The organism is Halomonas sp. AOP12-B1-6 (assembly GCF_052379225.1).
Classification (GTDB): domain Bacteria; phylum Pseudomonadota; class Gammaproteobacteria; order Pseudomonadales; family Halomonadaceae; genus Vreelandella; species Vreelandella casei.
The window spans coordinates 213,028-235,965 of record NZ_JBQSYK010000001.1; the positions used below are offsets into that span (position 1 = coordinate 213,028).

Below are 22,938 nucleotides of genomic sequence, written 5' to 3' on the forward strand. Positions count from 1 at the left end.
CCACTTCTTATTTAAAGGGCTTTTCTATGACCGCTGGAAATCATCGGTAGCGAACGGCTCTTGGCGAGTAGCCGTAATGGGCACGAAACGTGCGCGCAAAGCTTGATGACGAACTAAACCCACAGGCCAGCCCCACCGCCAGCACTGCTAAATCGGTCTCGACCAGCAGCCGCTTGGCGCGTTTAACGCGTAGCTGCAAGTACCACTGGCGAGGCGTCATGCTTAGCTCTTGCTCAAACAAGCGCTGCAACTGGCGAACCGACACCTCAACGCGGCTTGCCACTTCTTCCAGGCTGAGCGGCTCTTCAATGTTCTGCTCCATTAGCGCAACCGCTTCTACCACGTGCCGGTTATGAGTGCTTAGCCGCTTTACCAACGCCGTGCGCTGCTGGTCGCTGCGCGTTCTAATACGGTCGTGAATTAGCTGCTCAGAGACATCAATCGCCAGCTTCACTCCATGGCGTCGCGCAATCACCTCTAGCGCCATATCCATGGCTGCCGCCCCACCCGCGCAGGAAAAACGCCGCTCGCCTAGTTCGTACAGTTCGTCGGTTGTCTCGATACCCGGGAAGCGTTCGCGAAACGCAGGCAGGCTCTCCCAGTGCAGCGCCACCCGTTCATGCGTTAGCAACCCGGTGGACGCGAGCAAGAATGCCCCAGTATCAATACCGCCTAAACAGCAGCCCGCCTGGTCTAACTGATGCAGCCATGCCATTAAGTGCCGAGTAAGATGGGCTTCTGGCGTGAAACCGCTGCACACTGCCAGTGAGGGCAAATGGTGCACCTGGCCAGTTGATTGATCCGCCATTAGCGTCATGCCGTTCGACGCCGTTACCGGCCCACCGTCAGCGCTAATCAGCGTCCAATCAAACAGTGGGCGATCAGAAATACGATTCGCGATCCGTAACGGCTCAACCGCTGCGAAGAAGGCCATCATGGAAAACTGCGGTAACAATAAAAACCCCACCATTTCAGGTAAAGGGCCTTGGTAATCAAGACGCATAGCATTGCCTAGAATTGAAACGTTTTATAGAAAAGCGGCTCTACCATAGCGTGTTCGGCTCTCAAGATCGGAAATCCATCGAAAATAATGGCGTCGTATATTCAATATCGGCCAGCCAAAACAGTGCCGCATAGGGGACGTAACCATGAACATTACACATTTAGAGCACGTCATTATTGCGTTGATGATTCAGTGCGCCTTGCTGTGGCTAGTCTCGGCGAGGGTGGGAGGCAGTATCGCCATTGCGCTGCTACTGGGAAGAGAGATTGCACAGCACGAATATCGGCTAGGTATTCAACGCGGCTGGGAATGGGGTGAAACATTACCGGTCGGCATGTTCGAGGGCGTTTGGCGCGGCTGGACCCTCGACTCAGCGCTCGACGTACTGCTACCAGCAGCAGCCTGTGCCGTACTAGCCACTGCCATTAGCGTTTGGCGTAGAAAAAGCAGCGCGCTCAAATAGCCATGTTTACAGCTTCTGAACTCTGGCTCCTGACCTCTGAGTTTAAACACGCTTAAACTGGCAGCACCGAACACTGATCAGTCATTCTCCATCCGCTCGTTACGATAGAGCTGCCCCTGATTTTCTACTCGCCCATCGGGTAAGCGGCAGTATCTTCCGGTGCCCAGGCTGGTTTCTTGAACCTCCGTCTCACCGCCAATACTTTCGCAGTATTGAGCTGCGCGCTGGGTCATATAGTTTTGCGTGTTATCGCCCCCACCCTCGCTTGCACAACCTGCCAGCAACAGCAAAGCGCTCATTAAAAAAACCTGACGGCCCTCACGCATCAGCCTTTTAACGTTACACCCTGCCTCTACCGGCGTTGAAATCATCCGCATGGCGGCCTCCTTTATGTTTCGAACACTCATTCATTACCTTAGCGCCGCACGCTATCAATGGCTATCTTATTGATGCCACCATTTGCTGTTATCAAAAATGGTAGCTAAGCTGTAATCAGCCTCGCAGATGTATAGCTCTTGTAGATAGGCATGAGCTGTATCTGCGGGCAGTACCCTGATCATAAGGCCAAGAGCGAATTCAGACGGCCAATATCGAATTCATAAGGAGAGTGAAGCTATGTCCAGCCCTGAACATAAGCAAAAGATCTGGAAGATGATCAAAGATATCAAAGTTGGCATGCTGGTGACGTTAGACAACGACACCCCGCGCGCCCGGCCAATGCACTTAGTGCAAGAAGAGTATGACGGCACCCTGTGGTTTTTTACTCGGCGCAGCGCCGAAAAGGTGTTTGAAGCCAAACGAGATCATGATGTATGCCTTAGTTTTTCTGATCAAGAAGATGGCGTGTACGTTTCGCTTTCCGGAAAAGCTAACCTTACCAATGATCGCGATCTGATCGAGAAATACTGGAACTCTTTCATTGCAGCCTGGTTTCCTGAAGGCAAAGACGACCCGGATGTTGCGCTGCTGGAAATTAAAGTAGAGATGGGCGAGCACTGGAAATCAAAAGAGAGCAAAGCCTTCCAGCTTTACGAAATTGCGAAAGCTAACCTGAAAAAAGACGCTACGCCGAACCTCGGTGAAAACGAAAAGTTCGGCGGTTAACGTCATACCCAAGCGCCCTACTACGGGGCGCTTATTCCGCTACGCCGTTACATCTACATTCTTATATCGCATAGCCGACCTGAATCGCGTCAAGGCTAGAAGCGTTGACTATCAATCACCGTAATGAACGGCCGTAATAGCATTTTTAGGCGACCCATCCACTAGCCGAGTGCTGTAGGTAAGATAAACAAAGGTTTGCGTTTCGGTGTCGTGCATACGCACAACACGCAGATTTTTGAACAATGCTGAGCGGCGCTGGGTAAAAATCACCTCTTGCTCCTCCACATCAGCCGGGGTAAACACTATCTCTCCCGTTTGCCGGCATACCACGCTGGCCTCACTTGCCTCTTCAGCCAGCCCAACCGCTCCGGAAATGCCGCCGACCTGCGAGTAGGAAATGTAACAGGAAATACCCTGCACCTTCGGGTCATCAAAACGCTCTACTTCAATGGTGTTATTGGGCCCAAGCATACGGAACTCGGTACGCACGCTGCCAATATGAGCATCCTGAGCAAATAGCGTGGGCGGTAGTAGCGCAAACATCATGGCAAGTGTGTTTAGAGCAATGCGTTTAGAGAAAAACATGGGGAGTGTCCTTTCCGTAAGTAGCGGAGTAAGCGTTAGACGCAGAGCATGGCTAACGCCTACCATTTAAACGGCAGCCGCTGAAAATCACAAAGCAAAACGAAGACGCAAAAGAAGAAAAACGGTGTTGGTGGAGATATGGCGTCCCTATAAACACCACAGTGCTGTGTCTATCCATCGCAAGCACAGCCACTTGGCTGATGGCAGGTATAGCTGCGACTGATGCAGGAGTTGCCGCACGCTTTACCCTTCCGGCAAACTTTACAGCAACCGCCTTGGGCTAAGGCCAGCTCTGTGGGCAGAGTATCAAAAACCAGACCGCACTCTGCGCTCTCCTCACTCACTTGCAGCTCAGCTTGGGTTATCCATGTTTCTGAATCGACTGCTGGCCACTCAGCACTCACCGCCCCGGCGAAGCATAGCGCCAGTACTAATATTATTGCTCGGATAGTCACCTGCGTTCCCTTCGTTTATTTTTTTGGCAGCGGAGTATAAGCGGGAACGGATTAAATAGGGATTTCTTAATACCCAGGCTGACGCTGATCAGCCATTTAAGCTTCGAGCTTAGGAGGGATTCCAATCTGGATGCGGCCTAAAGACCATAATGGCGGGGATTAAAAAAGTGGCAGTGAAGACTAAAACAAGTGATATGGCGTCCCTGGCAGGAGTCGAACCTGCGACCTGCCGCTTAGGAGGCGGCTGCTCTATCCTACTGAGCTACAGGGACTTAAGCTTTCTAAAATAAGCGGGCGGCAGTATAACGCGTCAGCCCAGGTAGGGCCACCGAGGAGGCTAAATCCAACCCAGCAAGCGTAGGACAAAAACGCCGACCGTCACGGTAATGCTCGCCATGAGTGTGGTAATCGCGATGATATTGGCCGCTAATGCCACATTACCCCCAATCGCTTTAACCATTACGAAACTTGCCGCAGCGGTTGGGCTGGCAAAGAATAGGAACAATAAACCTAGCTGCTCGCCCGAAAAGCCCACCATCCACGCCGCTAAGGTGGAGAGCACCGGCAATGTCACCATCTTCATCCAGCTTGCGCCTAGGGCTACCTGGCTACCGGCACGCATACTCGATACTGAGAGCGTTGCACCGATACAAATCAATGCTAGAGGCAGTGTTAAAGACGCAAAGTAATCGCCTGAGGTAATCAGCCAGCTAGGTAACGGGATCGCAAATACGGTAAAAGGCAGTGCCGCAAATACGGAAATAATCAGCGGATTGGTGGCTATGTGTTTTAACAGACTGCGCCAGTCGGTCGACTGGCCCGGCTGATAGAATGCCAGTACGACGACCGAAAATGCGTTGTACATCACAATCACCACGCCTAGCAGCAGGCTACCCGCTGAAATGCCATAGTTACCGTACATGCCGGCTGCCAGCGCCAGCCCCACCACGCCGCAATTGCCTCGAAACGCCCCTTGCACATAAATGCCGCGATCTTTACGTGGTACACGAAAATGCGCCCACAGCCAGCTGAGTAGAAACTGGCCCAGCGTGGCAGCAGCAAAGAACACCATGAGCGATACGTCCAGCGCAACGCTTAAGTCGGCTTTTATCAAACTGAGGAAAATCAGGGTAGGCAGCGTAGCTCTAAACACAAGCGCAGAAGCGGTTGACACAAACGTACTATCGATCCACTTCAACCGTTTTAGCACTAGACCAACAAATACCATCGCAAACACAGGCAGCGTGATATCAAGCGTGCGGGCAAACAGTTCAAGTAGGTTCACAACAAGATCTCGGTCAGTTAAGCACCTGCTTATACTCTACTGCCAAACGTGATTTGTCGACTGGCTAAGCCACGAATGATCGATAGTAGAGGGCTGAGAGCTAACATAAAACGTCATTTCGCTACGTTTTTTTTGCGCAGTAATCACCGTTAATCGAATAACGCTGACGAATCACGATCGTTAGAAGAAACATTCACTACGATATTATCCCGGCCAAGGTTTTTAGCTTCATAACTGGCTACATCAGCACGCACAAGTACGTCAGCCACATTGGTATCGCTTTCATTAAACGTCGTGACGCCAATACTCATTGTCACTCTGTGCTCCTTACTTTCATGAATAACCGAAACAGCGCTAACAGCGCGGCGCAACGTGTCTGCAATTTTTTCTGCTTGCGATAGAGTGCATCTTGAGAGCAGCACACCAAATTCATCACCGCCCTGGCGCGCCACATGGTCGCTACGACGAACTTTCAAGACCACCACTTGGGCGACTCGTCGTAACATTTCATCGCCCAGAGCATGGCCACCTTGATCATTAATAGGCTTAAAGTGGTCTAAATCAAACAGTAGCAATGCCGAAGAGGTATTGGTTTTTTTAAATTCAGCAAACGCCTCTTCGAGACGTCGTTCAAAGCCTCGCCGGTTCAATAGACCGGTCAGTGGATCGTGCTCGGCTTCCCAGCGCTGAATCGCTTCTCTTTCGCGACGCTCAGTGATGTTCTTCACAACACCCACCCAACCTAGCGCCTGCCCACCCCGCTTAAGCACAACCGCTCGCGCATGAAAATCCAGCCAATACGTTTCGCTATCACTGCGCATAAAGCGCAATTGCCTAACGAAATCACTGCCATTCTTCAAGCTATGCCGCCACATGTCTTTAGCGCCAGCACGATCCTCATGATGGATATGCTGCAGCAACTCCTCTACTTGGAAGGCGCTATCAATTCCGAGCATTTCCAGCAACGTCGGGTTCATGTAGGTGATAGCTCCACCACAATTGGTAATAAACATTCCTTGAGGCGTAGCATTGAGCACAGAATCTAAAAAGGCTTGGCGCTCTTGTAAATGTTCGACGAGTAGTTGACGCTCGCTTTCGACCCTATTAAAGGTGGTAGCAACCTTCTGCAGCTCTTCCATGGTCGTAGCTAAAGCAACCTGCTCACGCTGGCCTACCCCCACCTCACCAATTTGGATCTCTAAATGCTTCAACGGCGTTAAAACGCGCGCAAGCACCCACCACATTAACGGCATCATTAAGATGGCAAGCGTCAACCACGTCCACCACAGCCGATAAATAAATTCTGATAGCGGAAGCTGGGCCTGATCGATAGGCAGATAGAGCCCCACTACCCAACTGGCCGGCCATACCTGGGCGTATGATTGCAGCGCCATTTGACCATCTCGCAGCATTCCAGTGCTATCGCCTTCCCATCCATCCAGTGCCAAGTCCAACCAAGGGTTAAATGTCGCACTGGGTACAAAAGAATTAATCAGCGATTTATTTGGGTGATATAAAACTTTGCCCGAAGCCGTAGCGACAGCCGCATAGCCTTTCTCGCCTAACCGAACCTTTGACAACCGGTCAAACAAGCCACCAGAGCTGAGGCTCACAATGCCGCCAATCAAACCGATGAATTCACCCTCTTCGTTGAGGCGAGGAACGCTCACCAGCACCATTTGCATGCCACTCACAGCCCCCACAAAGGGTTCGCTGACGTAAGGCTGACGGGTACCACGCAGCATACCAAAGTGCTCACGGCCCGAGGTTTCAAGTCCAACACGCCCGCCAATGGCAGGCCAATCAGCCACCACCCGCCCAGTAGCATTTACCACTATTACACCCTCAAACCATGCGATTAAAGCATCATTCACTCGCAGCTGTTCGCTTAACCATTGCGTATCGTCATTATTACCAATAATGGTGTCTAAACGGTTAAGCGCTTGAAAGCGCGTCTCTATTTGTTGGGTAACTTCATCGGCTAATAATGTTGCTTCGTAGCGCAGATGAACCATATTGGTCTCCTGCACCATAACTTTGCCTGCTTGCCAAGCCATGCCAAGCACCAACGTCACGACTAACAGCCAGGTAAAAGCCAGGCCCAGCAGGAGCCGACCTTTTAAAGAATGAAAGCGAGGAAATCGCTTTAATGTTAAACGTTGCGCTAATGGCACCGGACTACCTTGCTATAGATCACATTCATTCGCTGCAACTAAAGCCTCAGTATTATTAATTATATTCACATCATGAGGTTATCAAAAAAGAGCATTGCGCGCGCGTTAAAACCTGCAAGCTACACGGACATTTACTACTATTAAATAATCGCGTTCAGCATCGCATTGCAGGTTTTTGTCAGCAGCATTCACAATCAGCAGTGCTGAATTGATACCTACCGTTATTTCACGTATGTTCGCCCGCCTACTCTTTTGTCACCTCACCGCGGCCTTATTTATGGCGAAACGAACAGCAGGCTACACGTCATCAGGTATCCTTAAGGTTAGCGCCCTGCCTGCACTGCTGACCGAATTTGATCGTTTTGAACGTATCCATCCCGTGAAACGCAAACCTGACGCGGTGGTCGGCTGGGGATTAAAGCCCACCAGCGTGCGTGCTCGGGGGTATGCCCAACGCCACCAATTGCCCTATATCGCCTTGGAGGATGGCTTCCTGCGTTCGCTAGGCCTGGGTGTTAATGGCTTTCAGCCGCATAGTCTCGTCGTCGACCATACCGGCATTTATTACGATGCCTCGCGCCCCTCTGACTTAGAAAACTGGCTCAACACCGATACATTTGATGATGAAGAGCTAGACCAAGCAACGCGCTGTATGGCGTTGATTGCCCGCTATCGGCTATCCAAATATAACCACGCCGCGGACCACCCTCTTCAGGCATCACACCAGGCACGTGTATTAGTTGTTGATCAAACCGCTGGCGATGCGTCCATTCATTATGGCGGCGCAAGTGCTGAAAGCTTTGAGCAGATGCTTGAAGCGGCCTTAAGCGAGCATCCCGATGCTGACATTTTGGTTAAAATTCATCCGGACGTCATCGCGGGTAAAAAACAAGGCCACCTGCTAAAAGCCGCTGAGCATCCTCGTTGTCATGTTATCAGTGAAGACCTCAATCCTTGGGCGCTTTTTGATCACGTGGATCACGTCTATGTGGTGACCAGCCAACTCGGCTTTGAAGCCCTGCTAGCGGGCAAGCAGGTCAACTGTTTCGGCATACCATTTTACGCAGGCTGGGGATTAACACAGGATCAAATTCCCTGCCATCGACGCCGCCAAGCGCGTACGCTCACAGAAGTGTTTGCCGCAGCCTATTTGCGCTACTGCCGCTACGCTAACCCTTACACCCAGCAGCCCGCCACGCTGGAAGAAACTATCGCTCTGATCACCGATCAAAAGCGCCAGCAGGAACGCTACCGAGGCACATGGTTAGCCTGTGGCTTTTCATCTTGGAAGCGTCGCTTTATTGGCAATTTTCTAGGTGCCGCCGCTCAGATCGAATATCAGCCAAAGCTACCTTGTGCACTAAATGCTGAGCCTGGTTCAAAGCGGCTACTGGTCTGGTCAAGCCGCATTGATGCGAATTTTAAACGCCAATATGCCCAGCACATGGAAACATTATGGCGGATGGAAGATGGCTTTATTCGCTCGGTGGGCCTGGGGGTCGACTTAACTCAGCCGCTGTCACTCGTCATTGATTCCCAGGGCATCTACTACGACCCCGGCCAATCCAGTGACTTAGAAACACTGCTCAACAGCACCACGTTTAGCGATGACCTGCTGCTTCGCGCCCAGCAGCTGCGTGAGCGGCTCGTGGCGCTCAAGCTCTCTAAATACAACGTGCGTGGCCAAACAGACATTGATCTACCTCAGGATCGTTATACGATCCTGGTACCCGGCCAGGTGGAAAGTGACGCCTCTATTGCTACAGGCTCGCCCCATATCACCACCAATAGCGGGTTATTAAGTGCCGTGCGTAGCGCCCATCCAGATGCCTTTATCATTTATAAAGCTCACCCTGACGTATTGAGCGGAGCGCGCATCGGTAAACTCGATACCAATGCCAAACGCCTGTATGATCTAGAGGCCAGTGATATCGATATCGCGGCGTTATTAGAGCGTGTTGACGCCGTTCACACGATGAGTTCCTTAACAGGGTTTGAAGCACTGCTGCGCAAGCGTGAAGTGTGCACGTATGGCTTGCCATTTTATGCTGGCTGGGGGTTAACACAGGATTCGCTTAGCTGCCCACGCCGCACGCGTTCACTCTCGTTAAACGCGCTGGTTGCAGGCACGCTGATTTTGTATCCCGGCTATGTGGACCCAGCGTCCGGGCAGCTATGCAATGCTGAAACGGTCATTAGCCTGTTGGAACAGGCAAGAGCACAACATTCTACCCTTACATGGAAACAGCATCTTTACCGCTGTTATCGTAACTTGTTGATTAAAAGGCATTGAGTTGAAGCATCCGAAGCGTGCATTCTTATTTTTGCAGGGCGTTTGCTCACCGTTTTATCCTCGCTTAGCCAAGCGCTTGGTGAATGACGGGCATCGCGTTGTAAAGGTCAACTTCAATGCGGGCGATATCGCCTACTGGCAGCGCACCCATGGAGAAAACCACCTCTTTCGCGGCGCTGAAGACGAGCTACCCGGTTACATCAAAGCACTTTGGCAAAAATATGCCATTACTGATCAAGTGATGTTTGGTGATCGTCGGCCTATTCACCGCCCCGCGGTCGATAATGCGGAGGCAGCTGGCGTACGCACTCATGTCTTTGAGGAAGGCTACTTTCGCCCCTTTTGGATTACCTTAGAGCGTGACGGCGTTAATGGTCATTCGCTGCTGCCCCGTGATCCACGCTGGTTTTACGAGACAGGCAAAGCGTTGCCCGAGCTGCCCGCCCCGGTACGCTTTCGATCCTCCTTTAAGATTCGCGCGATGCATGACGTTAGCTATCATTTGGCTGGCCTGGCGAACCCGCTAGTCGCGCCCCGCTACCGCAATCACGCGCCGATTAACGCCCCCGTTGAGTATGCAGGCTACGTTAAGCGCTTCACCCAGCTAAAATTCTGGAAAAAACGCGACGCCCAGCGTATCAAACAACTGATTGAGAGCGGCCGCCCCTACTTTATGCTGCCACTGCAATTAAACAGCGATGCCCAGATCCGCCACCACTCTCCCTACGCCGATATGCAGGAAGTGATGGAGCATGTCATGGGCTCATTTGCGAAGTACGCACCCAGCGATGCGATGCTGTGCATTAAGAATCACCCACTGGATATGGGCCTTGCCAACTACCCTAAAATCATCAGCCGGCTCGCTGATCATTACGGCTTGCAAGGGCGCATTGTGTACCTGGAATCTGGCGACCTTAACGCGCTGCTCAAGCACGCCAAAGGCAACGTAACCGTTAATAGTACGGTGGGTATCGTTTCGCTTGAAAAACATTGCCCAACGTTCGCACTAAGCGACCCCATCTACAATCTCGCGGGGCTCACCGACCAAGGCATCCTTGAAGATTTCTGGCAGCAGCCACAGCCGCCTAGCGCAGAGCTGTTTGGCTATTTTCAGAAAACGGTGATGCATGCGGTTCAAATCAATGGCGGCTATTACTGCCAGCCTAGCATCGATTTAGCCGTCGACAACGCCGCGCGGGTGCTCGAAGCCTGCCCGTCGCCGCTGGAGGAACTGCTATGACCACCCTTCAGAAAACGGCTGCAAACCACCACCGGTGCGTCCTGATCACCGGCGCGACCGGTGCCATTGGCGGCGCCCTGGCGCGTGCCTACGCAGCTCCGAATACGCAGCTAATTCTGCACGGGCGACAGCAGGATAAACTAGAGGCCCTGGCCGAGATTTGCCGCCATCAGGGTGCAAAGGTCACGCTTTCGACCATCAATCTAACCGATGATCATGCTCTAAAGGCGTGGCTGGACGAACTATGCGCCAAGCAAGTTCCGGATATCGTCATCGCTAATGCGGGCAAAAACACCCACCCCCAAGGAGCGGACATGTTAGAGCCCTGGGGAGAAGTACAAGCGCTGCTAGACCTTAACCTCAAGACGCCTATCGCGATGGCACAGCATTTAGTACCGGCTATGCAAAGCCGCGGCAGCGGCCAGCTGGTCTTTATTAGCTCGCTTGCCGCATGGCACGGCTTGCCCACTACGCCGAGCTACAGCGCTAGCAAAGCAGGCATAAAAGCCTACGGCGAAGGCCTTCGCGGGCGGCTTGCCCCTCACGGCATTGGCGTGACAGTGGTGATGCCCGGCTATGTTACCTCCCCCATGTGTGACGCCATGCCTGGGCCCAAACCTTGGGAGTGGCCACCCGAGCGCGCCGCTAAGGTGATTAAGCACGGCATCACGGCTAATCGCTCGCGCATCAGCTTTCCATTCCCGCTCAACTTTGGCACCTGGTGGCTTGCCGTACTGCCCGCTGGCATTTCTCAGTGGCTAATTCAACGTCTGGGCTTTAATGATCACGGGGAGACACCTCATGATTAGTGCACTTATGTGGCCACTCCTTGTGGGCCTGATAATTTGCAGCGCCTTTGAAGCCTTGCTTAACCCGCGACCGCGCCCATTTTGGCAGCGCAGCATAGCGGTTAATGTCACCCATATCGGCTCTTGGCTGCTGCTCTTTGGGCTGCTGGCATTGCTCCTACAGCGCCCCTGGTTTGCGGTAGTGGTGGTGCTTTCGCTGCAGTTGGTTGTTATTCAGTCGAGCAATAGCAAATCACGCACGCTCAACGAGCCGTTTATCTGCCACGATTTTGAATACTTTTGGGACGCCATGTTGCACCCACGCTTATACGTCCCTTTCTTTGGCGTTGGGCTAGCGATTGCCGCCAGCAGCGCAGGGGCTGTGGCTATTGGCGCTTTTTTCTATTGGGAAACGTCGCTTGTCACAAGCGAAGGCGCGAGCCGCTTTTTAATCGGTGCGTTTGAGATCATTGCGATAGGCGTGCTGCTCCTGTCATTTAGCCTGCCCAAGCAGCCTGCCATCACGTTGCAACCCGTACACGACATGCACCAGCTAGGACTATTTGCTAGCCTCTGGGCCTACGGCGTGGCGCTTATGCGCGCCCCCGTGCCTAAGCCTGAGCAATCGCCCTTTCATGCATTAACAGAGGTAGCGAAAGCGCACCCAACTGAGCAATCACTACCCAATGTGGTATTAATTCAGAGCGAGTCATTCTTTGACCCACGTTCGTGGTGTGACGACGTTGACAGCGGTCTTCTGCATCATTTTGATACCACCCGCGCAAACGCTACGCTTCACGGCCCGCTAAACGTGCCTGCCTGGGGCGCCAATACTGTTCGCACTGAATGCGCTGTGCTAACGGGCATCGCACCTGAGGAATGGGGCGCGCGCCAATTCAATCCTTACCGTACGTTATCACGTCACACGCTTCCCAGCTTGGCAAGTTCTTTTAAAGCAGCAGGTTACCGTACGGTCTGCGTGCATCCCTACCTGGCAAGTTTCTATTTTCGCCACAAAGTGATACCGCAAATGGGCTTTGACCAGTTCATTGATATCAGTGCATTTGAGAGCAATGACAAAGCAGGTCAATATATCAGTGACCAAGCGGTGGCACGAAAGATTGGACGCCTGCTTGAAGATGACGATAATAGGCCGCTATTTGTTTTTGTGATCACCATGGAGAATCACGGCCCGCTGCATCTAGAAACGCCCAGTCAAGACACGCTAGCCTCGACTATGCCCGGCGCGCCTTGGCCATTACCGGATCATTTACGCGATCTTGCTGTCTATTTGCACCATCTTGGTGAATCGGACAAGATGCTAGCGAGCGTTAAGAATGCATTAAATACAGCAAATAGGCAGGGGCTGCTAGGCTGGTATGGTGACCATGTGCCCATTCTACCGGAGGCCTATGAATATTTTACGCCGCCGGATAGCCGCACCCCCTACATGATATGGTCAACGCAGGGCCCGGAAGCACAGCACTTGTTAGCAGCAGGCGAACGGTTGGCAAGCGCCAACGAACCTTACGAATTAGCCGCAAACGAACTTGGCGTCCAGTTATTCAAACAAGTGTTTGGACACGATATAAGTAGCGTTATGATCAAGGCAGAACCAGAACCTCAGGAGCAAGAATGACTAAACGCGTTGCCATTATCGGCGCCGCCCATCGTTTCCCCGGCACCACCCCTGAAACGTTCTGGCAGGACCTGCAAGCCGAAAAAGATTTAGTCACTGAAGTGGCAGCCGACCGCTGGAGCCATGAAGCTTTCCAGCACCCTGACAAACGCCACCCCGGCACCAGCGTGACGTTTGCCGCCGGTAGCTTGGGTGATATCAGCGGGTTTGACGCTGAGTTTTTTGGCATTTCGCCTCGCGAAGCGGCCAATATGGATCCTCAGCAGCGCATGCTGTTAGAGCTCGCCTGGGAGGCCATGGAAGATGCCAGCATTACACCCAGCTCCCTGCGCGGTAGCCAGTGCGGGGTATTTTTAGGCGTCGCAAGCTTAGACTATTCCTATCGCATCGCAGACGATATGGCGGCGATTGATGCCTCAACCGCCACTGGCAATACGTCGAGCATTGCATCGAACCGTCTATCATATGTGTTCGATTTACATGGTCCCAGCATGTCGCTGGATACCGCCTGCTCGTCTTCCATGGTGGCCTTTCACCAGGCCTGCCAATCGATTCGCAGTGGTGAAACTAATATGGCGCTGGCAGGCGGCATTAGCCTGCACCTGCACCCTTACGGTTTTATTATTTTCTCCAAAGCCAGCATGCTCTCGCCGACGGGCCGCTGTCAGGTATTCGATGACTCCGGAAATGGCTATGTGCGCTCGGAAGGCGCCGGCATTTTCCTGCTCAAAGAGTATGATCAAGCGGTTGCCGATGGCGACAATATTATAGCCGTTGTGGCAGGTTCTGCGGTTAACACCGACGGTCACAAATCCGGCCTGACCGTCCCTAACCCCAACGCCCAGATTGACTTGATGAAGCGCGCCTATCAGCAGGCGGGCATAGCACCCGATGAGATCGACTACTTAGAAGCTCATGGCACAGGCACCGCGGTGGGCGATCCGATTGAAGCTCGCGCCATTGGCGAGGCGCTCGGTCAGTACCGTAAAACACCGCTACTGATTGGCTCGGTTAAAAGCAACCTTGGCCACCTGGAAACCGCCTCTGGCGTTGCTGGGTTAGCAAAAGCGCTTTATAGCATTCAGCACCGTGAAGTACCGGCCACCATTGGGATTCGCAAACTCAATTCGCGCATCAAATTTGATGAGTGGAATCTGTCGGTGGTTACCAAGGGCCAAGCGCTAAAAAAACAGGGCCGCCTGGTTATTGGCATTAACTCTTTCGGTTTTGGCGGGGCCAATGCCCACGTTATTTTAGAAAGCCCACCTGAGCGAACTCAGCCAACGCCACAAACACCCGGCGCACGACTACCCATTCGCCTTAGCGCGCGTAGCGAAGCCGCGCTCATACAAAGCGCCGATGCGCTGGCCAGCTATTTGCGCGAAAACGGCACTACGCCGCTGTACGATATCGCCCATACCCTGTTTAACCGCCGCGACCAGCATAGCCATGGCGCCCTGTTTTTTGCTCAGACGTCAGAAGAAGCGGCTATCGCTCTGAGTAAATTTGCAGCGGGTGAAACCAAAAGCACCACCCTACTTACGCGCTTATCCAACGCGGCGGGGCCAGTTTTTGTTTACGACGGCAACGGCTGTCAGTGGGAAACCATGGGGCGTGACCTGCTACAGGATTCACAGGTCTTCGCTGAGGCGATAGACCGTGTTGATGCATTATTTCAGCAGTACGGTGATTTCTCTTTACGCGCCGAGCTTGAAGGTCGCAATACTGAAAACCCGCAGGCCCAAGCCCCGGCTGAACAAGACCGTTTTGCGCTGACTGAGATAGCCCAACCTGCCCTATTTGCGCTGCAGGTAGCGCTCACAGAGTGGCTTCGCCATCAAGGCATTACGCCCACCGCGGTTTTCGGCCATAGCGTCGGTGAAGTTGCCGCCGCCTGGGCCAGCGGCGCGCTAAGTCTGGAAGATGCGGTCAAAGTCATTTACTTCCGTAGCGACTATCAAGGTAAAACTCGCGGCCAAGGCGTCATGACCGCCGTCGCTATCAGCGCCGACGACATTGCTGAATGGCTGGCAAAGCCGGCATTCGATAACGTTTGCTTGGCCGGCATTAATAGCCCGAAAGGCATTACGTTGGCAGGCGACAGCGCACAGCTAGGCGCATTGGAAGCGGCCCTGAGCGACAAGAGCATCTTCGCTAAGCGTTTGCCACTGGATTACGCCTTCCATAGCCCGGCGATGGATAGCATTGAGGCTGGCGTCATTCATGCACTGGCCGACATAGCCCCCCAGGCCACGCAAATTCCCTACTATTCCACCGTGACCGGCACACTGATTGATGGTCGTGATCTAGATGCCACCTACTGGTGGAAAAATATCCGTGAACCGGTGCTGTTTGACGATGCTGCCAGCGCATTGATTCAGCAAGGCCATAACGTGTTTATCGAGATCGGCGCACATCCTATCTTGCGGCGTTATCTCAACGACTCTCTGCGCCAGTTAGAATGCCCGGGCCTCGTTCTTGGCACCATTGAGCGCCATAAGTCAGGGCTTGACGGATTACAGCGCTGCTTAAGCCAGCTGCTGCTGAGCGGCCTTGCTCTAGACAGCAACTTTTTCCCCGTTGAGGGTAAGCGCGTACCGTTACCGCGCTATGCCTGGCAACGTGAGCATCACTGGGTGCAAAGCACCAGCGACAGCCAAGGCCTGCTCGGCCGTTATTATCAGCACCCACTGCTGGGCTACTCGCTGTCTCAGCATGAACACACGTGGGAAAGCCAGCTCGACACCCAGCGCCAGCCCTGGCTTGCAGACCACGTCGTTGGCGAAGGGGCAGTCTTCCCCGGCGCCGGGTTTGTCGAGCTCATGCTCGCGGCAGCGCTGCAGCTAAAAGATACTCCGCTGCTGGATATAGAAGAGCTAGAAATTCGCGCCCCGCTGCTGCTAGACGGCACTCATGGTCGCACCATGCGCCTTGCCTATCTGCCCGAAGACGGTCGCCTAGAAATTCACTCGCGCGAACCAGCTACCAGCAGTGAATGGCAGTTGAATGCCGTGGCACGCACAATGCGTGAGAGCCGTGGCTTCCTGCTTAATCGCAAAGCACCTGCGCTCCCCAGTCGCGCGCCGGACTACACGCTAAACGATCATCTGCAAATGGCCGAGCGCATTGGCCTTCACTACGGCCCTTCTTTTCAAGCCATTTCACGCGGATGGATTGAAGGCGATGCGGTCATCGGCGAAATTGCCCTGTCGGAGGCGGTTCAAGCGCAGCTCACCACGCTGCACGTACACCCCGGTATTCTGGACAGCGCCTTTCAAATGTTTATACCGCTGCTCGCGCAGCACAGCGAGTTTGCCGCACAGCTGGCCTTTGTGCCGGTACGCGTTGGGCGCATTCAGGTAAATACCCAGGCAGGCGCGCCCGTATTAGCCCGTGCGGTGATGGGCAAGCGTGCACCGCACTCGTTTACCGCTGATTTTGAGCTGTATGACGCGGCCGGGAACGCTGTTGCCGTACTGAGCAAAACTCGCTTTAAAGCAATTCGCCTCAACCGCGCCCATCATCAGCACTTTAGCTATCTTGATATTGAGCTTACGCCAGCGCCACTTCAGGCCAAACCGCTGACATTACCAGCCGAAGCACTGGCGCAACTGGCCAATATCGTCAGTATTTACACTGAACGAACCGGCCAGCGCTATGGCAATGAAGTAGCGCCGTTGCTTGATAGCCTGAGCGATGCGTTTGCCCAGCAAAGCCTGGCTCAAGAAACAGGTCAAGAAACGTCGCAAGAAGCAGATCAAGCACAGCATTCGCCAGACGTTATCTGGCAACTGCTGGTGCAAGACTACCCGGACTACTTTGCCCCGATTCACCTCGTAGGCCGTTTAGGACTACATCAAAATGCACTGCGCAGCGGCACTAGCGACTTAGACTCTTTAGGCATTAGCCATGACCACTTAGCGCGCTTAAATCGTGTTCTAGTGGGTGAAAGCGGTTGGCAAGCCATCGCGGGCGAGCTGGGGCAGCTGGTAGATGCACTGTTAGCGTCCCTACCCGCCGGGCAGCGTCTGCAGCTTCTGGAAGCCGGCCCTAGTGCGCCCGCGCTGGGCGAGCGTTTGCTGGAACGCAGCAGGCACGCGGCCAATAGCGACCTCAGCCATTATCGTGTGATTACCACCCACGACACCGCCCGTCATCAGGCAGAGCAGTTGCAAGAACGCTTCCCGCTGATGGACGTACAGCACCTGAGTCAAGAAGGTTTTTCCTCGCTTACTGAGCCCGCTTGCGCTGAAAAAGCACAGCTGGCATTCGCCAGCGTCAATGTCACTCAGCCCACAGCCACGCGCCAGTTAATTGAAGCGCTACCCACGCAGCTCGCCCCTGGCGCTCAATTAATGCTTATTGGCATTGTTCCCAGCCGCTGGCTTGATGATCTGCTGGCCACACCGGATATTGATCAAACCGCGCTGGAACAAGATACGTTGATCGGCTGGCTAAACGATCAAGGCTTTGTCGTTTCTGCGCCTATGGCACTAGAAGAAAGCGGCAGCGGTGCTTATCTTCTGCATGCGCATTATCCCGAAAAATCAGTTGAAACAATTTCCAGTGCACTCTCACGTCGCCACTTAGTGGTCGCTGATTCAGCTAGCAAAACAGTCGCTGCAAGCTTGGTTGAAACACTACAGCAACTGGGCGCGTCTGCCCTGCTCAGCATCAGCCAAAAAGTGCCTGCTGCGCTATTGGCCGATGCGCTGTCCGAACCAATGTTAGCGAATCATAGTGACCTAACGCTTAATGTGATCGACTTACGTGGGCTAGGCGCTAGCAGCACAGCCGAGCAAACTGCACGCTGCGAGCACGCCTTGCAGTGGACGCTGGCATTAGAGCAGCAGTCGCTCGCGGCCTCGCTATGGCTGGTCACCCGAGGCCTTAGCTCGCTTTGGCAAAGCGCTAGCCACACACCAGATGATCACGATGCGCCCGGTGATGCTGTGCTATGGGGCTTTGGCCGCTCGCTTGCCAATGAAGCCGTAGGGCACAGCGTTTATCTGCTGGATATACCGGCGGCCATTAGCGTGCCGGCTCTTGATACATGGGCGAAGCTACTCAGCCAGCCCGATAGCGAAAACGAAGCGCTGATCGACAGCCAAGGCCACCGCTTTGCCACACGGCTACGTACGCTACCTGCGCCGCAGCCTGAAACGGCAACCTCAAGCGAGCAGCCCCGCCAGGCGATGACGCTGGGCTTTGCTATGCCCGGCCAGCTACGCCAGCTAGCATGGCGCCCGCGCCCTCTGCCGGCAGCCAGTGCTGACGAAGTGGAAATTCGCGTTAAAGCCACTGGGCTGAACTTTCGCGATGTCATGTATACCCTGGGCCTGCTTTCTGATGAAGCGATTGAAAACGGCTTTGCCGGGCCAACGCTAGGCCTTGAGTTTTCGGGCGTGGTTGAAGCCGTGGGCAGCAACGTGACGCACGTGACACCGGGGCAAGCCGTAGTGGGCTTCGGCCCGGCCAGTTTCAGTGACTGCGTCATCGCTAGCCAGCATGCCGTTGCGCCATTACCGGAAGGCATTAGCTTTGCCGCCGCGGCCACCATTCCCACCACTTTCTTCACTGTCTATTACGCGCTCAAGCATTTGGCCCGGGTAGAGCCAGGCGAAAAGGTACTGATTCACGGCGCAGCAGGCGGTGTGGGCATCGCGGCTATACAAATCGCTCAGTGGCTGGGAGCGGAAATTTACGCTACGGTCGGCTCTGACGAAAAACGTGATTTTCTGCGCCTGATGGGCATCGAGCGGCTTTACGATTCACGCTCGCTCACCTTCGCAGAAGAGATTCTCGAAGATACCCAGGGCGAAGGTGTTGACGTAGTGCTTAACTCGCTAGCCGGGGAAGCAATCAATCAGAACCTACGCGCGCTGCGCCCGTTTGGTCGCTTTCTAGAACTAGGTAAGCGCGACTTCTATGAAAATACTCACATTGGCCTGCGCCCTTTCCGCAACAACCTGAGCTACTTCGGCATCGATTCGGACCAGCTCATGAAGGTACAACCTGCGCTCACCCAGCGCCTGTTTGGCGAAATGATGGCACTGTTCAATGACGGCACTCTGAGCCCTCTGCCGTTTACCTCGTTCAGCCACAGCCAGGTGATCGATGCCTTCCGCTATATGCAGCAGGCGCGTCAGATTGGCAAAGTGGTTGTGACTTACGAACAGCCCATTGCACCGCCCAAGCACGACTTATTAGGCACGGCGACAATGGCGCTCCCTGAACAGGCCAGCTACTTAGTGACGGGCGGCCTCGGTGGCTTTGGCTTAAAAACGGCTCAGTGGCTGGTAGCAAAAGGCGCGCGGCAGCTGATTCTGCTTAGCCGCAGCGGCCCCGCCACAGAAGAGGCTCAAGCAGCTATCGCGGCGTTTGAGCAGCAAGGCATTAAGGTACTCGCCTTGGCCTGCGACATTACCGACCGCTCCGCACTGGCAGCGGTACTTGAGCGGGCGAAAAGCGAGCTCGCGCCTCTGCGTGGCATTGTTCACGCCGCCACGGTGATTGACGATGGCTTGATTCGCAACTTAGATGCCGAACGGATCCAGAAGGTATTGGCACCCAAAATCGACGGCGCCCGTCATTTAGATGCGCTAACTCGCGAGGCGGCGCTGGACTTCTTCATTCTCTATTCTTCTGCCACTACGCTGTTCGGCAACCCGGGCCAAGCCAACTACGTGGCTGCTAACCACTGGCTAGAAGGCTTTGCCGCTAACCGCCGTGCGGCTGGATTGCCAGCAACCTGTGTCCGCTGGGGCGCGATTGACGATGTCGGCTTTTTGGCCCGCAACACCCGCACTCGGGACGCGCTGCAAGAACGTCTAGGCGGTTCGGCGCTGCATTCAGATGACGCTCTTAACGTGCTCGAACAAATGCTGTTAACGCCAGGGCCAAGCCTGGGCGTGCTAGAGCTTGAGTGGGGTGCGCTTGCTCGCTTCCTGCCAACAGCTGACGCGCCTCGCTTTAACGAAATTGCCCGCGCCAGCGACGACGATAGCAGCGTGGACGCAGACGATGACATCAGTGCCCTGCTGGCCGACCTTTCCCCTGAGGAGCTGCACAGCACGGTAACGGAGCTACTGCGCACCGAATTGGCCAGCATTTTGCTGATTGATGAAGAGAAGCTCGATATTCATCGCTCGGTTTACGACATGGGCTTTGACTCGCTGATGGGTGTTGAGCTAATGACGGCCATTGAGAACCGTTTGGGCGTCCAGGTGTCAGTCATGGTGCTCAGTGAAGCATCGACATTGGATAAATTGGCGGGTGTGTTGATTCAAAAAATGCATCAGCACGACGACGTTGACGACGACTCGCAGAATGCGATTGCTTCGCTGGCTGCACAGCACGGCACGGAGGGTTTCGGCAGTGAAGAATTGGCCGCCGAGCCGGTGCCCGCGACATCATCATCGACAACCGAGACATCATGACCGCTAAGCGCTCTGACCTGAAACAACAGCTTCTAGAACAAGCACGCAGACGTTCCACGTCGCGTGCTAGCAATGCCCCTTCATCTGAAGGGGCCGAGCAGCGCTCGGTGCCCGAGCGTTTCACACGCTTTGATGCCCAGCCTGGCTATCAGCAAATTGCCATGATGCGTCAAGCTGCAGAGCAGTTGGGCCTGATCGATCCGTTCTTTAAAGTGCATGAAGGCACCGCAGGAGCGACCAGCGTCATCAATGGACAAACCTGCATTAATTTTGCCAGCTACAACTACCTTGGCTTCTCCGGCGATCCGCGGATTAACCAGGCCGCCTGTGATGCCGTAGCACGCTATGGCACATCGGTTTCTGCCAGTCGCGTGGTTTCCGGTGAGCGGCCCATTCATCAGGAATTGGAACAGGCTATTGCTAAGGCGTATGACGTTGAAGATGCCGTTGCCTTTGTTAGCGGCCACGCGACCAATGTGTCAACGCTTGGCTACCTGCTTGGCCCGAAAGACCTGGTACTTCACGATGAATATATTCACAACAGCTCGTTAGTCGGTGCGCAGCTATCAGGCGCCAAACGCATGTCGTTTAGCCATAACGACCCAGCAGCGCTGGAAGCTCTGCTAGCCCGTCATCGGCATCAGTTTGAACGTGTTCTGGTGGTGATTGAAGGGCTTTACAGCATGGATGGCGATGTCCCTGAGCTACCCCGTTTTATCGAGCTTAAGCAGCGCTACCAGGCATGGCTAATGGTTGATGAAGCACATTCTTTTGGCGTGATGGGGGACACCGGCCTGGGGTTACGCGAATACTTTGATATCGACTCGCAGGACGTGGATATCTGGATGGGCACCATGAGTAAATCCATGGCAGGCTGCGGAGGCTATATTGCCGGCAGCAAACCGCTGGTCGAAATGCTTCGCTACCTCGCGCCAGGTTTTCTCTACAGCGTTGGGATGCCTGCCCAGGTGGCAGCGCCTTCATTGATGGCCTTGGAGCTCCTTCAGCAGGAGCCGGAACGCGTACAGCGACTTCACAGCATTTCGCGCTACTTCCTTGAACAGGCAAAAGCACGCGGGCTGGATACGGGTAAAAGCATCGGTGCGGCGGTCGTACCGGTGATTATTGGCAGCTCTGCCGCCGCCGCCCGGCTTTCCCACGGGCTACTAGCCGAGCACATTAACGTACAACCGATTTTGCACCCGGCGGTTCCTGAAAAAAGCGCACGGCTACGTTTTTTCCTTTCGTGTGATCACACTCGGTCGCAGGTTGATCAAACGCTAGATGCACTCGCCAAGCTGCTGCCTTAATAAATCAGCACGTTAAGGCTAAGGATGATCGTATGGACGTCGACGAAAGCTCTGACAACATAGTCTCTGAAAACATAGCCTCTGAAAACCTGGTCTCCAAAAACCCAGTCTCCTCCTGGTATGTTATTCAGTGTAAAGGAGGCGAGTCATTTCGCGCTGCGGAGCACCTCGCTAACCAAGGTTATGAGGTGTTCCACCCGGTACTGAATGCCCAACGCAAACGTCAAGGCAAGCTAACCACTGTCGTTGAGCCCCTGTTTCCTTATTACCTGTTTATCTGTTTAGACCAGATAGTCAGCAACTGGCGACCCATTCGCTCCACCCGTGGTGTCCTTCGGTTGCTAACTTTCGGCGACAGGCCAGTGTCTGTGCCCGCATCGCTGGTCGAAACGTTACGTGCACAGCCACATCGCCAGGAAGGCATTCATAGCCACTTCTGCGCCGGAGAGAAAGTCACCATTACCGACGGCCCATTTAAAGACTTAGAAGCTATCTTTTCACGCTGCAAAGGCGAAGAGCGCGCTATCGTTTTACTCAATGTTTTGCAGCGCCCTCAGCACATCGAACTGCCTGTGGATAACTTGGTGAAATCCTAGCGTCGCCTAGCGATGAAACTGCTTTTCGCGCTCTGGCTGCCAAACGATAGCATCGATACGCAGGCGCACTTCGGTGTTATTAGGTAATGGCCACTCGATGACACTGCCGACCTTGAGGCCAATCAACGCTGCACCGATGGGGGCCATCACTGAAATTCCATCAGCCACACTGTCCAGCAAGTGTGGGTACACTAAGGTGCGAACCATGCTGCGCTCCCTAGACAAATCGGTAAAACGCACCTGGCTATTCATACTGACAACATCGTCAGGAATTTCTTGAGGATCGATAACTTCCCCACGAGACAACTCTTCTTCGAGTAGTTCCGCCACCATCAAGTCCTTGTCAGATGCATTATCAATCAGGCGCTGAAGGCGCTCGGCATCAAGACGGTTAATGGTAATAGGAGGACGCTGCCCCATGCTTACTCTCCTTAGAAAGCAACAAAATCAAAAACTTAATTTGTTTTGAAGATGAATTAACGGTATGAAAAGCTACCAACAAAAACAGCCCTCCCCCAGAAGGGAAGGACTGTCTGCCACCAGTATAGGCGATTCACATGAGAA

The 22,938-nt window shown here is 53.9% G+C and carries 15 protein-coding genes and 1 tRNA gene; 9 read left to right on the plus strand and 7 right to left on the minus strand.

Features of this window, described 5'->3' with window-relative positions; all coding sequences use genetic code 11:
- Window positions 1-40 precede the first annotated feature (40 nt).
- Window positions 41-1,003, minus strand: a complete 963-nt coding sequence (locus tag ACT3TR_RS01015) for a GlxA family transcriptional regulator (RefSeq protein WP_444624730.1) — start codon at window positions 1,001-1,003, stop codon at window positions 41-43.
- A gap of 145 nt (window positions 1,004-1,148) precedes the next feature.
- Between ACT3TR_RS01015 and ACT3TR_RS01020 the strand changes: the two genes are divergently transcribed.
- Entirely contained in the window at window positions 1,149-1,466 is a 318-nt protein-coding gene (locus tag ACT3TR_RS01020; protein ID WP_441685002.1) for a hypothetical protein, read from the plus strand.
- 77 nt (window positions 1,467-1,543) lie between these two features.
- On the opposite strand, the gene ACT3TR_RS01025 is transcribed toward ACT3TR_RS01020, so the two are convergent.
- Window positions 1,544-1,843: a DUF333 domain-containing protein gene (locus ACT3TR_RS01025; RefSeq protein WP_225734260.1), complete on the minus strand. Its 300-nt coding sequence runs from the start codon at window positions 1,841-1,843 to the stop codon at window positions 1,544-1,546.
- Between the two features lie 238 nt (window positions 1,844-2,081).
- Here ACT3TR_RS01025 and ACT3TR_RS01030 point away from each other — a divergent pair, with 238 nt between their 5' ends.
- Entirely contained in the window at window positions 2,082-2,570 is a 489-nt protein-coding gene (locus tag ACT3TR_RS01030) for a pyridoxamine 5'-phosphate oxidase family protein (protein ID WP_441684999.1), read from the plus strand.
- A 111-nt stretch (window positions 2,571-2,681) separates the two neighbouring features.
- Here ACT3TR_RS01030 and ACT3TR_RS01035 read toward each other — a convergent pair whose 3' ends face one another.
- From ACT3TR_RS01035 to ACT3TR_RS01050, 4 genes are all read right to left on the minus strand, one after another.
- Window positions 2,682-3,155 (minus strand): CreA family protein, encoded by a 474-nt coding sequence (locus ACT3TR_RS01035; protein WP_444624729.1) that lies wholly within the window; start codon window positions 3,153-3,155, stop codon window positions 2,682-2,684.
- Window positions 3,156-3,805: 650 nt separating this feature from the next.
- Window positions 3,806-3,882, minus strand: a tRNA-Arg gene (locus ACT3TR_RS01040).
- Window positions 3,883-3,947: 65 nt separating this feature from the next.
- Window positions 3,948-4,895: an AEC family transporter gene (locus ACT3TR_RS01045; RefSeq protein WP_444624728.1), complete on the minus strand. Its 948-nt coding sequence runs from the start codon at window positions 4,893-4,895 to the stop codon at window positions 3,948-3,950.
- Window positions 4,896-5,044: 149 nt separating this feature from the next.
- Complete coding sequence (locus tag ACT3TR_RS01050) at window positions 5,045-6,952, minus strand: diguanylate cyclase (RefSeq protein ID WP_444624727.1); 1,908 nt, start codon at window positions 6,950-6,952, stop codon at window positions 5,045-5,047.
- A 394-nt stretch (window positions 6,953-7,346) separates the two neighbouring features.
- Between ACT3TR_RS01050 and ACT3TR_RS01055 the strand changes: the two genes are divergently transcribed.
- From ACT3TR_RS01055 to rfaH, 7 genes are read left to right on the plus strand one after another with little or no spacing between them, the layout of a single operon-like run.
- Complete coding sequence (locus tag ACT3TR_RS01055) at window positions 7,347-9,362, plus strand: capsular polysaccharide biosynthesis protein (protein ID WP_444624726.1); 2,016 nt, start codon at window positions 7,347-7,349, stop codon at window positions 9,360-9,362.
- A 1-nt stretch (window position 9,363) separates the two neighbouring features.
- Complete coding sequence (locus tag ACT3TR_RS01060) at window positions 9,364-10,602, plus strand: capsule biosynthesis protein (RefSeq protein ID WP_193062396.1); 1,239 nt, start codon at window positions 9,364-9,366, stop codon at window positions 10,600-10,602.
- Complete coding sequence (locus ACT3TR_RS01065) at window positions 10,599-11,411, plus strand: SDR family NAD(P)-dependent oxidoreductase (protein WP_444624725.1); 813 nt, start codon at window positions 10,599-10,601, stop codon at window positions 11,409-11,411. Before ACT3TR_RS01060 ends, ACT3TR_RS01065 begins: the two co-directional genes overlap by 4 nt.
- Complete coding sequence (locus ACT3TR_RS01070) at window positions 11,404-13,029, plus strand: LTA synthase family protein (protein WP_444624724.1); 1,626 nt, start codon at window positions 11,404-11,406, stop codon at window positions 13,027-13,029. Before ACT3TR_RS01065 ends, ACT3TR_RS01070 begins: the two co-directional genes overlap by 8 nt.
- The gene (locus tag ACT3TR_RS01075) at window positions 13,026-20,468 is read left to right on the plus strand and encodes a type I polyketide synthase (RefSeq protein ID WP_444624723.1); all 7,443 of its coding nucleotides are present in this window, start codon (window positions 13,026-13,028) and stop codon (window positions 20,466-20,468) included. Before ACT3TR_RS01070 ends, ACT3TR_RS01075 begins: the two co-directional genes overlap by 4 nt.
- Entirely contained in the window at window positions 20,465-21,778 is a 1,314-nt protein-coding gene (locus ACT3TR_RS01080; RefSeq protein WP_444624722.1) for an aminotransferase class I/II-fold pyridoxal phosphate-dependent enzyme, read from the plus strand. The genes ACT3TR_RS01075 and ACT3TR_RS01080 overlap by 4 nt, the downstream gene beginning before the upstream one ends.
- Before the next feature lie 32 nt (window positions 21,779-21,810).
- On the plus strand, window positions 21,811-22,374 hold the full coding sequence (gene rfaH / locus ACT3TR_RS01085) for a transcription/translation regulatory transformer protein RfaH (RefSeq protein ID WP_444624721.1): 564 nt from the start codon (window positions 21,811-21,813) through the stop codon (window positions 22,372-22,374).
- Between the two features lie 6 nt (window positions 22,375-22,380).
- Here rfaH and rnk read toward each other — a convergent pair whose 3' ends face one another.
- The gene (gene rnk / locus ACT3TR_RS01090; RefSeq protein WP_096281131.1) at window positions 22,381-22,794 is read right to left on the minus strand and encodes a nucleoside diphosphate kinase regulator; all 414 of its coding nucleotides are present in this window, start codon (window positions 22,792-22,794) and stop codon (window positions 22,381-22,383) included.
- Between the last annotated feature and the right edge of the window lie 144 nt (window positions 22,795-22,938).